Here is a 13171-nt window from a genome sequence, read left to right on the forward strand (position 1 = left end):
ACCGATGATGGACTATTTGCCGATTTTTGTCGATTTGAAACGCCAGCCGGTATTGGTGGTTGGCGGGGGCGACGTTGCCTTGCGAAAAATTCGTTTATTACGTCAGGCGGGGGCGCAGATCAATCTGGTTGCACCGCAATTGTGTCCCGATCTGGAAATCCTCTGTTCCGAAAAGGAATTGGTGTGGTTTCAGGGAGATTTTCATCCCGATCAGCTTGCCGGCATGCGCCTGGTGATCGCCGCTACGGATCTGAACAGCGTCAATCGGCAGGTTTTTCTCGCTGCCGAATTACAGGGCGTTCCGGTGAATGTGGTGGACGATGCCGAACTGTGTCGTTTTATTTTCCCGGCAATCGTCGATCGCAGCCCGCTGATGCTGGCGGTTTCCAGCGGAGGTCATGCTCCGGTGCTGGCTCGTCAGACTCGTGAGCAACTGGAGCGGATATTACCGCAAAGCCTGTCCGGGCTCGGTCGCTTGGCGCAGCATAACCGAAGCCGGGTGAAATCGGCTTTGCCGGATGTCGGGCAACGCCGGGCTTTTTGGGAACAGACGTTTCGGGGCGAGATCGCTCGTCGAGTGGAAAGCAACGATCAGGAGGGCGCACAGAAGCTTTTGGATCACAAGCTGCAGGCATTTGCAGCGGATCGGGGTTGTGTCTCACTGGTCGGCGCCGGGCCGGGTGATCCTGAGCTGCTGACCATTAAGGCTCTGCAGGCGATGCAGCAAGCGGATGTGATTGTCCATGACGGCCTGGTTTCAGCGGAGATTCTGGAGCTGGCACGCCGTGATGCGGAACGTATCTGCGTGGCCAAAAAGGCCGGTTGTCATTCGATGTCGCAGGAAGAAATCAACCGGTTATTGATTCATCTGGCGCAGCAAGGATTGTCGGTCTGCCGTCTGAAGGGCGGCGATCCGTTTATTTTCGGGCGCGGCGGAGAGGAATGTGAAGCTTTAAAAGCGGCCGGTATTGATTATCGGATTGTCCCGGGAATCAGTGCTGCGGTCGGATGCGCGGCTTATGCCGGTATTCCACTGACACATCGCGATTATTCGCGGACGGTTCAGCTGGTAACCGGGCATTGCAAGCCGGGCGGCGAAACTCCGGATTGGCGCGCTTTGGCTCAATCCGAACAGACGCTGGTGATCTATATGGGGCTGATTCGGAGTTCGGACATTCGTGACGGACTCCTGCAGTTCGGTCGTGAAAAGCAGACGCCGGTGGCGATTATCGAAAACGGCACTTTACCGCAACAGAGGGTGGTGCTGACCTGTTTGGAAGAACTGACCCGCACGGTTGAAGCGGAACAGATCAAGAGCCCGGCTTTGCTGATTGTCGGCGAAGTGTGCGCTCTGGCGGAAAAGCTCGCCTGGCGGGGCACATCGCATGAATTAAACAAGGATATGGAAAATGACGCACTTAGAACAGCTTGAAGCAGAAAGCATTCATATTTTGAGAGAAGTCGCCGCGGAGTTTAAAAAACCGGTGATGTTGTATTCGATCGGCAAGGATTCTTCGGTTCTGCTTCATCTGGCCCGCAAAGCATTTTATCCCGGGAGCATTCCGTTTCCGTTATTGCATGTCGATACGGACTGGAAGTTTCGGGAGATGATCGAATTTCGCGATCGTCAGGCTGAAAAACACGGTTTTGATTTGCTGATTTATCAAAATCCGCAGGGGCTGGAAATCGGCATAAACCCGTTTGTTCACGGCAGTTCGAAGCATACCGATCTGATGAAAACCCAGGCATTGAAGCAGGCTTTGTCTCTGCATGGTTTTGATGCGGCGATCGGTGGAGCCCGCCGAGACGAAGAGAAGTCGAGAGCCAAGGAGCGTATTTATTCGTTTCGCGATCGGCACCATCGCTGGGAACCGAAGGCGCAACGTCCGGAATTGTGGAATATCTACAACGGAGCGCTTGATGAAGGGGAAAGCATTCGCGCGTTTCCTTTGTCCAACTGGACCGAGCTGGACATCTGGCTGTATATCCTGCAGGAACAGATTGAACTGGTTCCTCTGTATTTTGCCAAGCCGCGTCCAGTGGTTCGTCGCGATGGCATGTGGATCATGCGCGACGATGAACGCCTGCCATTGCAGGCAGACGAAGAACCGGAAGAAAAATGGGTTCGATTTCGTACCCTGGGCTGTTATCCGCTGACCGGGGCTATAGCGTCGCGGGCGACGACTTTGGAGGATGTCGTGGCGGAAACGGTGGGAGCTACGACTTCGGAACGGCAGGGACGGGCGATCGATCAGGATCAATCTGGAATGGAACAGAAAAAACGGGAGGGCTATTTCTAATGAACGAATCACAGGCAATCGATATTCGGGATTATCTGCAACAGCATCGCAGTAAATCGCTGATGCGCTTACTTATTTGCGGAAGTGTCGATGACGGAAAAAGCACGCTTCTTGGTCGTTTGCTGTTTGACAGCCATCAGCTGTATGAAGATCAGCTGCAGGGGCTGCATCACGATGTGAAAGGCAAAAATGCCGAAGGCGATCTGGAGCTGGCGATGCTGGTTGATGGCTTGCAGGCCGAGCGTGAGCAAGGGATTACCATCGATGTTGCGTACCGCTTTTTCTCAACCGACAAACGTAAATTCATTATTGCCGATACGCCGGGGCATGAGCAGTACACTCGAAACATGGTGACGGGCGCTTCGACTGCCGAAGCGGCGATTTTATTGGTGGATGCGCGTTATGGCGTGCAGCGCCAGACCCGTCGTCATGCTTTTATCTGCCATGCGCTGGGTATCCGGAACTGGATTGTCGCCATTAATAAAATGGATCTGGTGAACTACGACGAGCAGGTGTTCGATGCGATTCAAAGAGAACTGAAGACCATCGCCCAAACGCTGGGAGGCGTCAGCAGTTACTCGATTCCGGTATCGGCCTTGAAAGGCGAGAATACGTTGGAAAAAAGCGACAAAATGCCCTGGTATCAAGGGGAAGCGCTTTTGCCGTATCTGGAAAATCTCTCGGTTGAAGCTCTGTCTGAAGCGGCTCCGAACCGTTTCTGCGTGCAGTGGGTGAATCGACCGAATGCTGATTTTCGCGGCTACAGCGGTACGGTGCAATCCGGTTGCCTGCAGCTGGGTCAGGCGGTGAAAATCTATCCGGGAGAGCAACGTTCGTGCATCAAACGTCTGGTGACTTTCGATGGCGATCTTGACGTCGCGGAAGCCGGTCAGGCCGTTACCGTCGTTTTACAGGATGAACGCGATATCAGTCGCGGAGACTGGATCATTCCGGAAACCGAAGAGGTCGGGTTTTCAAACCGCTTTGATGCGCATCTGGTCTGGTTTGACGAGCAGGCAATGCAGGAAGGACAGAGTTTCTATATTAAGTTTGCCGCCCGTCAGACCGAGGCTTGCGTGAGCAAAGTCGATCACAAGATCGATATCAATCGATATGAAAGAGAGCCGGCGTCGGGATTACAGATGAATGAAATCGGTCTGGTTTCTATCGAACTGGCCGAATCGACCTTGCTGGATTGTTATCGGAAAGGCATCGGAGCTTTTATTTTGATCGATCGCTTCAGCAATGCGACGGTTGCCGCGGGGATGATTCGCGAAATTCAGCAGGAAAAGCAGCAGCGGTTTTCCGATTTTGAACTGGAACTGAATGCTCTTATGCGCAAGCATTTTCCGCATTGGCATATTCGTGACCTGCCGAGATTGGCGGGTGAATCCGATGATTGAGTGGCAGGCAGGACTGACTCTCGGCATGGTTATTCTGGTGTTACTGGCGATGGCCGTGACGAATATTGCCGCCGACGTATTGATGATGTTCGCGCTGTGTGTACTGCTGGTCAGCGGAATTTTGAGCCCGGTAGAAGCCTTTGCAGGGTTCGCTAACCCCGGAGTAATGACAATCGCACTGCTGTACGTGGTTGCCGCGGGTTTAAGAGAAACCGGTGCCGTTTACTGGCTCGGACACTGGTTGTTGGGGCGGCCGGCTTCCCAGCGTGGAGCCATCGGCAATATGGTCGTTCCGATCGCGGGTCTGAGCGGGTTGATGAATAACACCGCCATCGTGTCGATTTTCATTCCGGTGATTCAGCAGTGGGCGGTCAGATTGCGTATTTCTCCTTCGCAGTTGTTAATGCCTTTGAGTTTTCTGGCGATTATGGGCGGCAGCCTGACGCTGATTGGAACCAGCACCAATCTGGTCGTGGACGGGTTGTTGCAGGCCGACAAGCATTTTTCTCTGGGGATGTTTGACATTGCCTGGGTCGGATTGCCGACCTTGGTGATCGGCAGTCTGTTTCTGTGGCTCTTTTCCGGCAAGCTTTTGCCCAAACGTAAAAATCCGATTGCCATGCCCGCGGATGCGCGGCTTTATCAGGTTCGGGTTGAGATATTGCCGTCGGCGCCCTGTATAGGCAAACCTCTAGCTCTGACCGATCTGAAGCATTTGCAGCATGGAAAGTGGCAGGGAATTCAGCGCAACAGAGAGTGGATTTCCGAAGACCCGGAACAGGTGATTCTACAGGCCGGCGATGTTTTATGGTTGAAAGGTCACCCGCTTGCGAGTCAGAGGTTGCGTCAATATCCCGGGCTGAAACTGCTTGGCGAAGCACCGACGCCGCTTTCGGCGCCGCATACCAGTTTGATTGAGGTGATTCTGAGTTCGGATTTTCCGGGATTGGGTGAACCCTTGAAAACGCTGAAATTCTGGGAGCGATACCAGGCTCGGGTTTTGGCGATTTCCCGGGGCGGCAATCACCTGACTCAAGAACTGGACGAAGTGAAATTGGCGTTGGGGGATGCCATGCTGCTGGAAGCCGGGTCGAGTTTTGTCGAGCAGTATCGTTTCCGCAAAGATTTCCTTCTGGTCAGCACTTTGGCCGACGAGCCGCCGCCGAACTTTCGCAAAGCGCCGTGGGCGATGAGTATTTTGTTTTTGATGCTCTTGTTGACGGCGTTTTCTTTTGTACCGATGCTGGAGGCTGCGCTTCTGGCTGCTGGAGCAATGCTTGCCAGTGGTTGCGTGAACATTGTCAAAGCGCGTCGTTATGTGGATTTGATGACGTTGATTACGATTGCCGCTTCTTTCGCCCTGGCGGTGGCGATGTCGAAAACCGGCGTCAGCCAGTGGCTGGTTGAATCGCTGCTTGGGATCGTTGGTGCGACGCCGTTGCTGGCATTGGTTCTGATTTATCTGATCACGGCGCTTTTGACCGAACTGGTGACCAACAACGCGGCGGCCGTGTTGATGTTTTCGGTGTCCACCGAGCTGGCCGGTCAGCTGGGGGTCAGTTTTCTGCCTTTTGTGATCGCCGTCATGATGGCGGCTTCGGCGAGTTTTCTGACGCCGATCGGCTATCAGACCAACCTGATGGTGGCAGGTCCCGGAGGCTATCGGTTAGTGGATTTTCTGCGTCTGGGCATCCCGCTGAATTTAATTTGTGCAAGTGTGTCGCTGGCGGTCATTCCGCTAGTCTGGCCGTTTTAACAGGGAGTTTGAAGAATGTTTAAAGAACTGAAGCGGGCTTTGGAAGATTTGGAAGCCGATGATATTGAGGGCTATCTCACGCAACTTTGCCGTTTGACGGAAGGACAAAAAATCGTGTTTTCCAGTAGTCTGGGGCTGGAGGATCAGCTGATTACCCATGTGATTTTCCGTTGTGAATTACCGATTGAAGTTTTCACATTGGACACAGGCCGTCTTTTTGCGGAAACCGAGGCATTGATTGCGGCGACGGAGGCGCATTACCAACGCAGGATTTTGCGTTTTGCTCCGCAACCCGATGCGGCAAAGAGCTATGTGGAAGCGCATGGCATGAACGGCTTCTACCATTCGGTCGAGAATCGCAAGTTATGCTGTCATATTCGTAAGGTCGAACCCTTAAATCGGGCTTTAAGTGGAGCGGCGGTCTGGATCACCGGCCTGCGCAGCGAACAATCTCCATTCCGTCAGGGGGTGCCGTTGCTGGAAGAGGATTTGGAGCGCGGGTTGATCAAGTTCAATCCTTTGTTGGCCTGGACATCGCAGCAGGTAAGAGCTTATATCGATGCACAGGGTATTCCTTATAATCCTCTCCACGACAAAGGATTTCCGAGTATCGGCTGTGAACCCTGCACACGAGCGATCAAACCGGGAGAAAACGAACGCGCCGGCCGTTGGTGGTGGGAGCAGCAGGATGCATTGCATCAGGAGTGCGGCCTCCATCTGCGCGAATGAATAGACTGGAAGTCAAGCCATTTCCATCATGACTAGTGAACAGTGCAAACCATACATGGGTCAAACGAACGCACGATATGCTGAACATTGACAGGATCAGTCTCTCCATCGTGCAGCGGAGTGTTTTCCAAAGCTTTTTCTAGAGCGCCGGGCGTGTTTTGTTGATCTCTCGGGGAGAAATTCCAAGTGGTCGGGGCGATGATCTGGTAACTGTAAATTCGGTTGTTTTTGACTTCCAGCCAGTGACCGAGACTACCGCGGGCCGCTTCGATCAATCCTACGCCGCGCTGGTGAACAATGTCGCCCGGTTCGGTGAAAAAATGGCCGGTCTCTGAAAATCCCTGCTGCAACCAGGATTCCACCTGTACGGTCAGTTTAACCAGTTCAAGCGTTCGCGCCAGAATTCGTGAATAAACGCAGCTGCCGTAGCGTTGCATCAGGTTGAGAATCAATGGTTGCTTTGCCATCACTTGGCGGGCCAGCGAACCGGTTTCGGCGACTTCTCCTTTTAAGCGCGGAGCTTTGCACCAGCTGTAGGCATCCGGGTTGTCCAGATGAGGCGTTTGAGCCTGATGCCAAGGCGACGAATGGAGATCACCCTGATAGTTGGCATGACTGATGTCTTCCTGAATATGTGATGGATTCAGGAGCTGGAACTCGCCGTTGCGATAGACTCCAGAGGGGATCAGCCGTTGCCCGCCGGATTCGGGAAAGCTGCCGTAACTCATTAGCAAAGCATCGCTTTTACCCAGTTCGTGCAATGCCAGATCGGCGGCGATGGAGAGGAACAGTCCGAGATCGGAATCAGCGTGCTGCTGTTGCCAGCTTTGCAAATCCGTTTCGTTTTCCAGAGATAGGAAGTTTTCCAGCCGGTCATGGAGCAGAACGGTTTCCAGAAAATGGCGCAGCTTCTGCGCGTAGAGCAACATTTGCATGACTTCCGCATCGTTGAGCGATCGGCTGCAACCGCCGGGTTGAATGGCAAGGGTATGCGGCCAGTGGCCGGCAAGAGTCCCCATCATCTTCAACCAGTGGCTGCGCGCCTCTATTGCTCGGGCAGAGGAAAGTCCCTGCATGGCTTTGAAGCGTTTCTGACTTTCGGCAAACCATGGACGATCTTTGTAGATTCCTCGCGCAAAGTCGGGCATGAAAAACAGATAAAAGTGCGTCAGCAGATCGGCGGCGTTCTCGTTGGCGAGCATTAAATTGATCGCTCTCTGACCGTTTTCCGGCGGTGTGATGCCATAAATCTGGCTCAATGCCTGGGCAGCCGCGACCGATTGAGAAACCGAACAGATGCCGCAAATTCGGGGGGCGTACACTAAAGCATCGCTCGGTGGACGGCCTTGCAGCATGCTTTCAAAGCCTCTGAAAAGCGTGGAGTTCACGCGTGCGGAAGTCACTTTCTGTGCTTCGATTTCCAACTGAACTTCCAGATCGCCTTCAACCCGGTTAAAGGGCCCGACAAGAATCCGGCTCATAGTTTTTTCCTTTTGATTTCCGGGCTGATTTCAATGCGCTCGGCCGTTGCGTTGACTTTTAAGCGTTTCGGAGTGGCGGATTTTGCCAGAGTCGAGAGTGCAATGAACCAGGCTTTCGGCATATCGCTGGGCAATCCGACGGGAATATTACCGATTTTTGGTGTTTCCTGATAGGAGTGATTGAGGTGACCGAAATCCGGGGAGGTGCAATCCACACAGGGGTAACCGCCTTTGGTGCAGGAGCCGTTGCCGTTCCAGGGACGTTCGTTGCAGTCGGCATGCGCGACTGTACCGACGCATCCCATATGTTCCATCATGCAGCCGAGATCGGAGGGTTTGACGGCGCTGGCCTTGTATTCGTAATATTCGTTTCTGGAACAGCCGTGATGCACCAGTTTATCGGCGTAGAAACGGGGGCGGTTGTAAGGATCAAGGTGTTCGGTTTTCAATTTCTGGAAACGGATTAGGCCGATGGTTTCGGCGACCCAGCCGGGATGAACCGGACATCCTGAAATGTTGATCACCGGCAGTCCGGCTCGACTTTTGAAGTTTGCCGGTAACAGGCTTCCGGCGAAATTCTGGTCGTATTGCAGCCCGGTTGCCTCGACGGTATTGGGCGGTGACGCCGTGATACCGCCGAAGGCGGCGCAGGTGCCGATGGCGAGAACATAATCGGCTTTTTCGCTCAAACGCTCGATCAACTCCTTGGCAGGTGTTTCGGTTCCGGCAAGCATATGAAAGCGTCCGCTGCCGTTCGGTCCCATGATAACCGACCCTTCAAGGCAAAAAATATCCAGTTTGATTTCGTCTTTCAACACGGCGTCGAGCATCGCCTGAGTTTCCGAACCGCTGTGTTCGGTCAGAGAGGGATGCCAGAGCCAATTGAGTTGCATGGATCGGGACCATTCGATCAGATCCATCTCTTCCAGACCGAGAAATGAGAGGGTGCAGCCGCTACAGCCGCCGGATTGGAACCAGAGAATATTCATGCTCAAGCCTCCTGGGCGTGATCGGAAGTCAGGGTTTGGATTTCTTCGCTATCGGCTAGGTTTTCGTCGCCGGGAAGCAGGATCTGGAAAGCGGCGCCGCCTTCCGGCCGGTTCCAGACATTGAGTTCGCCGTGCATGGATTGGATGAGTTGATGGCTGATGCTTAATCCCAAGCCGGTTCCTTCGCCGACATCCTTGTCGGTAAAGAAAGGGTCGAAAATTCGTTCGAGCTGTTCTTCCGGGATGCCGGGCCCGTTGTCTTCAATCAGAATTTCCACCCATTGCTGTTTTTTGTCGAGATGAACCGCGATCTGTTTGTTGAGTGGATCTGCAATTTTTTTGCTGCTCAGGGCGTCGAAAGCGTTTTGTACGATATTGATCACGACCTGTTGCAATGCTTGCGGATTACCGTGAATCCAGAGGTTCTCGGAAGCGGAAAAGGTGATGGTCGGCGAAGTGAGTTCCTTGCTGTTGGCCTGCACCCAATTCGTAGCGGTTTTCAGAATCGGTTTGATTTCGATGAGCTGGTTGGCTTTCTCCGAATGCGGCTGGCTGAAGGTTTTCAGGCTTTTGACGATATCGGCGATGTGCTTTAACGCTTGCTGCGAATCGGCAAACAGATCCGGGGTGTCTTCAAGAATCTCTTCGTTTGACGCACGAACAAAGGGTCTGACTTCGTCAAAATAGCTCTTTAACGACCATAGGTTGCCTTTCAATACGCTGATCGGGGTATTTAGCTCATGCGCCACACCGGATACCAGACGCCCGAGTGCAGCCATTTTTTCCGAGTGCACCATCTTTTCTTTGGTTTGGGCCAGTTCCTGGTGGGCTTTCTTGAGAGCCTCATAAGCCGTTAGCAGCTCTCCGATCGGCCTTGCGACGATCACTTTTCCTTTGAAGTCGCACTGATCCGGGTTCAGACAGCTGCAACTCATACTGATCGGGATGTTACCATGCAGAGTGTGTAGGCTGCCTTGTAAGTCCTGCAGACTGATGCCCTGCTTCAGTAGACTGTCTTTGATCGGTTGAGGTGTTTGAACGAAATCGAGTATCGAGTGGTGAATGACGCTGTCTTCGTTCAGGCCGGTTAATTCCAGAAAGGCGGGATTAACCTGCGTAATATTGTGTTCGTTGTCGATGACGATCAGCAAATCCGACATGGAGGAAACGATGCCGAAGATAAACTGGTGGGCCTGGTTAAGCGCCAGATTTTTTTCTTCGATTTCAGTCTGGTATTGCAGGGATTGGGTATAAGCCTCTTCCATTGCCTGTAAAACTTCCAGCCATTCACCTTCTTCGAAGGGAGAGGGTGCCGAAGACTTCAGGGATTCCGAATGAGCAGCTTGAACCAACTTTGTCATGGACTTATCCTAACACAGATTTACTCTGTTGTGCAGCGAGCGCACACAGCTGTCCGACCGCAATGGATTGGTCGTTTGCAGGCAGTCTCCGGTGGGTTAATAAAGTGATTTCCGGCGGTGTCATTTGCCTGAAAATCCAGATCAGCCAGCCATTTTGGCAAACGCCTCCGCTCAGAGCGATCAGTTCGAAAGGATGAGTGTTGCGCAACAGCAGGGCACTCTTGAGCAGAGCTTTGACCAGACCGAGATGGAAACGGGCCGAAACCTGGCTGGCGGATAGATGCTGATTCAAGTCTTTCAGTATTTGAGAAAGCAGAGATGCCGTGTCCAGAAGTTGCCGTCCGCTTTGCGGATCGGTTTCGACTTGCAGGACGTAGGCGTTTTCCCACTCTTGGCGGAGTAATTTTTCACTTAGCAGGCTTTCAAGCTGCATGGCGGCTTCGCCTTCGTAACTCATGCCGTCAAAACAGAGGTCGCAAACCGCTGCGACCGCGTCGAACAGACGGCCTGTCGACGAAGAAAGAGGACTGTTGAGCCCGGATTTTGACATGGAATCCAGTAAACCGGTCGGTTTAGCCTGCAGTTGCCGTAGACTCTGCACTTGCGGATAGCGCTGGATCAGGTTTCCCAAAGAGTCTTGAGTGCGAACGAGTGCATACAGATTCCTCCAGGGTTCTTTATTTGCTTTGTCTCCGCCTAGTAGCGGACGGGGAGCGAGATTGCCCAGACGAATGAAATGATCGTAGGTTCCGTAAAGAATTTCTCCGCCCCAAAATGTACCGTCTTCTCCGAATCCTAATCCGTCCAGAATAATTCCTAAAACTGGCGGAGAACCCAGTGGAATAGCGTTCTCAAACAGGCAGGCGTTCAGGTGGGCATGATGATGCTGAATTTCGGTTAGAGTCGCTGCCGGAGCATGTTTTTCCCTGTAGCGGAGGATTGCTTCTTTAACATAATACCCAGGATGTTTGTCGGTGATAATGTGCTCAGGTTTGAGTTGGTAAAGTTGTTGTAAATCCTGCAATGCCTCGCCGTAAGCTGTTTGGATATCGAAATTTTCCATGTCGCCGAGAAAATGCAAAAGAGTGATTTCGTTGCCTTTCTGAAAGGCGATGCTGTTTTTCAAATCGCCTCCTGATGCTAGGGTATTTAAAGAAGGAAAGCCTTCCGGCATCGTGAAGCGCAACGGGGCAAAACCGCGTGATTGGCGCAGGGCTTCGCAGTCATTTCCCTCAACCGAAGTTTTCATTACCGAATCTTCAAGACGGCGGATGATCGGGCGGTTGTGGGTCAATACTGCATCGGCGAGCTGAATAAGTTCGGCTTCCTTATCATCCCGGTAGATCTGCGGATGTCCGCTCAAATTGGCGGAGGTAAAAACCAGGAGTCTGTCGGGACAGGTCTTCGCCCATGTTGACATCAACATACTGTGTAAGGGGGTATTCGGAAGCATAATTCCCAAGCGTGACTGGTTCGGGGCAACCAGTTCCGATAGTTCGGAGGGGGGTAATTTTCCCAGTTTCGGCAAAAGGACAATCGGGGCTTGCGTCGAAGTCAGTCTCTCTTCGGCCGCTTTACTGACCTTTGCATAGCGTTTAACAACATCCATATCCGAAGCCATTAACGCAAAAGGCTTTTGAGGGCGGGATTTTCTTTGCCGAAGTGTTCGGCAAGCGGAGTCGTTGCCAGCATCACAGACCAGATGAAAACCTCCCAGCCCCTTGATTGCAAGGATCAGTCCTTTTGCCAGATAGTGGCAGACCTGTTCGATCATACGCCAGTTATCCGGTTGCGATAGGCCGTTTTCCTGCGTATGTGATGTTTCCGAGCTTGGATGGAATTGCGTTAATCTCAGCTGAGGGCCGCAGGCAGGACATGCGTTCGGTTGAGCATGGAAGCGTCGATCAGACGGGTTTTGATATTCCCTTTGGCAGACGGGACACATATTAAAACCGGCCATGCTTGTATATTCGCGATCGTACGGCATCGATCGGATAATCGAGTAACGGGGGCCGCAGTGAGTACAGTTGGTGAAGGGGTAGCCGTAACGACGGTTTTCGGGGTCAAAAACGTCCCGCAGGCAGGCGGAGCAGGTGGCGGCATCGGACAAAACGGCAGTTTGCATAAGTCCGGAACGGCTTTTTTGGATCGTAAAGTCGCTGCAAGCTTTTAGTTCGGCAAGTTCGCTGTGCGCAGCGTTTGGGTCGATCCATTCCCAGAGTACCCGGTCAACCTGTGCGAGAGCAGGAGCTTGTCCTCTGAGTGCTTCAACAAATTGCTTCTCGGCTTCGGGGTTGTTTTCTCTGTTAATTTTGAGAAGTATTTCCACGCCGGAAGCATTGTTCAGAACCCAGCCGTTATGACCAAACTGCTTGGCTAGCTGCCAGACAAATGGACGAAATCCGACTCCTTGAACCACTCCGGTAACGGTAATTTGCGCATAGGCATTCATTCACTCTTGTCCTGCCGACACTATTGCCGGGTATTTTGCATGGCTTCAATCATGCCTTTCACCGCTTGGGATTTTTCATCCTGTTGCAGATTTTCCGGAAGTTGTTCAATCAATTGCAATGCCGCCGGGATATTGTTCATCTGAACCAGAATTGCCAGCTCGACCAGCATGGCTTCATCATCGCGCGGATGCTTCTGTCGAAAGACCTCGACCAGCTCCATTGCCATGTCGAACTGTTCGGAACTCAGCAGTAACTCAACCTGTTTCTGCAACAGGCTCAGGCGGTGCTGAGCTTCCGTCAGAACATGTGGTTCAATCAGGCGTTCAAATTGCTGTTTGTCCAGCAAACCTTTGGCCTGGGCAACGATCTGTTTCTGGTGAAAAACTTTAATATCCGGAATGGATTCGACTTTACAATGTTCCAGAATAGGTTCGATTTCCTGATCTTCGACATCCACAACCGCAATATGTAGGCGTTCTTCGTACTCGGGTGCAAGTTCGGTTAATGTCTGCAGAACGCTATCACATGGCACACATCCTTTTGCGGTAAAAAACACGGCTACCGGCGTATGCCAGGAGCTGGTTAAAACCGCCACATCAAAGTCTTTTACGGGTATTTTTTTCAGGCTCATAATCCATATAGCTCTTATGGTTTTTTAAAATGGTTACAAGATTATAAATAGGATGATTTGAGATAACC

10 protein-coding genes are annotated in these 13171 nt (G+C 52.4%); 5 read left to right on the top strand and 5 right to left on the bottom strand.

Annotation, left to right across the window (positions count from 1 at the left end; all coding sequences use genetic code 11):
* The first annotated feature begins 4 nt into the window (after positions 1–4).
* From cysG to AYJ59_RS01490, 5 genes are read left to right on the top strand one after another with little or no spacing between them, the layout of a single operon-like run.
* On the top strand, positions 5–1432 hold the full coding sequence (gene cysG, locus AYJ59_RS01470; RefSeq protein WP_206197889.1) for a siroheme synthase CysG: 1428 nt from the start codon (positions 5–7) through the stop codon (positions 1430–1432).
* Entirely contained in the window at positions 1410–2300 is an 891-nt protein-coding gene (cysD, locus tag AYJ59_RS01475; protein WP_127119117.1) for a sulfate adenylyltransferase subunit CysD, read from the top strand. Before cysG ends, cysD begins: the two co-directional genes overlap by 23 nt.
* Positions 2300–3703, top strand: a complete 1404-nt coding sequence (gene cysN / locus AYJ59_RS01480) for a sulfate adenylyltransferase subunit CysN (protein WP_127119118.1) — start codon at positions 2300–2302, stop codon at positions 3701–3703. The genes cysD and cysN overlap by 1 nt, the downstream gene beginning before the upstream one ends.
* Positions 3627–5459: an SLC13 family permease gene (locus AYJ59_RS01485; RefSeq protein ID WP_237260355.1), complete on the top strand. Its 1833-nt coding sequence runs from the start codon at positions 3627–3629 to the stop codon at positions 5457–5459. Before cysN ends, AYJ59_RS01485 begins: the two co-directional genes overlap by 77 nt.
* Before the next feature lie 15 nt (positions 5460–5474).
* Positions 5475–6188 (top strand): phosphoadenylyl-sulfate reductase, encoded by a 714-nt coding sequence (locus tag AYJ59_RS01490; RefSeq protein WP_029939062.1) that lies wholly within the window; start codon positions 5475–5477, stop codon positions 6186–6188.
* A gap of 32 nt (positions 6189–6220) precedes the next feature.
* Here the strand turns inward: AYJ59_RS01490 and AYJ59_RS01495 are convergent, their stop codons facing one another.
* The 5 genes from AYJ59_RS01495 to AYJ59_RS01515 are packed head-to-tail and all read right to left on the bottom strand — an operon-like array spanning position 6221 to position 13103.
* Complete coding sequence (locus tag AYJ59_RS01495; protein ID WP_029939061.1) at positions 6221–7669, bottom strand: nickel-dependent hydrogenase large subunit; 1449 nt, start codon at positions 7667–7669, stop codon at positions 6221–6223.
* A complete protein-coding gene (locus AYJ59_RS01500; RefSeq protein ID WP_029939060.1) occupies positions 7666–8658 on the bottom strand; it encodes a HupU protein in 993 nt (330 codons plus the stop codon). Before AYJ59_RS01500 ends, AYJ59_RS01495 begins: the two co-directional genes overlap by 4 nt.
* A gap of 2 nt (positions 8659–8660) precedes the next feature.
* Positions 8661–10019, bottom strand: coding sequence for an ATP-binding protein (locus tag AYJ59_RS01505; RefSeq protein ID WP_127119119.1), 1359 nt, complete (start codon positions 10017–10019; stop codon positions 8661–8663).
* Positions 10020–10023: 4 nt separating this feature from the next.
* Positions 10024–12471 carry a carbamoyltransferase HypF gene (gene hypF / locus AYJ59_RS01510; RefSeq protein WP_029939058.1) on the bottom strand — a complete coding sequence of 816 codons (2448 nt, stop codon included), beginning with the start codon at positions 12469–12471 and terminating at the stop codon, positions 10024–10026.
* 20 nt (positions 12472–12491) lie between these two features.
* The gene (locus AYJ59_RS01515) at positions 12492–13103 is read right to left on the bottom strand and encodes a thioredoxin family protein (RefSeq protein WP_029939057.1); all 612 of its coding nucleotides are present in this window, start codon (positions 13101–13103) and stop codon (positions 12492–12494) included.
* Positions 13104–13171: the final 68 nt, after the last annotated feature.

The sequence above is a fragment of the Thiomicrospira sp. S5 genome, assembly GCF_003991075.1.
In the GTDB taxonomy this organism is placed as follows: domain Bacteria; phylum Pseudomonadota; class Gammaproteobacteria; order Thiomicrospirales; family Thiomicrospiraceae; genus Hydrogenovibrio; species Hydrogenovibrio thermophilus.

Bases quoted from the DNA above. Each gene is read 5' to 3' on its own strand.
- cysG (WP_206197889.1), top strand. From the start codon at position 5: ATGATGGACTATTTGCCGATTTTTGTCGATTTGAAACGCCAGCCGGTA.
- AYJ59_RS01495 (WP_029939061.1), bottom strand. From the start codon at position 7,669: ATGAGCCGGATTCTTGTCGGGCCCTTTAACCGGGTTGAAGGCGATCTG.
- AYJ59_RS01515 (WP_029939057.1), bottom strand. From the start codon at position 13,103: ATGAGCCTGAAAAAAATACCCGTAAAAGACTTTGATGTGGCGGTTTTA.
- cysN (WP_127119118.1), top strand. From the start codon at position 2,300: ATGAACGAATCACAGGCAATCGATATTCGGGATTATCTGCAACAGCAT.
- cysD (WP_127119117.1), top strand. From the start codon at position 1,410: ATGACGCACTTAGAACAGCTTGAAGCAGAAAGCATTCATATTTTGAGA.
- AYJ59_RS01505 (WP_127119119.1), bottom strand. From the start codon at position 10,019: ATGACAAAGTTGGTTCAAGCTGCTCATTCGGAATCCCTGAAGTCTTCG.
- AYJ59_RS01485 (WP_237260355.1), top strand. From the start codon at position 3,627: ATGCTCTTATGCGCAAGCATTTTCCGCATTGGCATATTCGTGACCTGC.
- hypF (WP_029939058.1), bottom strand. From the start codon at position 12,471: ATGAATGCCTATGCGCAAATTACCGTTACCGGAGTGGTTCAAGGAGTC.
- AYJ59_RS01490 (WP_029939062.1), top strand. From the start codon at position 5,475: ATGTTTAAAGAACTGAAGCGGGCTTTGGAAGATTTGGAAGCCGATGAT.
- AYJ59_RS01500 (WP_029939060.1), bottom strand. From the start codon at position 8,658: ATGAATATTCTCTGGTTCCAATCCGGCGGCTGTAGCGGCTGCACCCTC.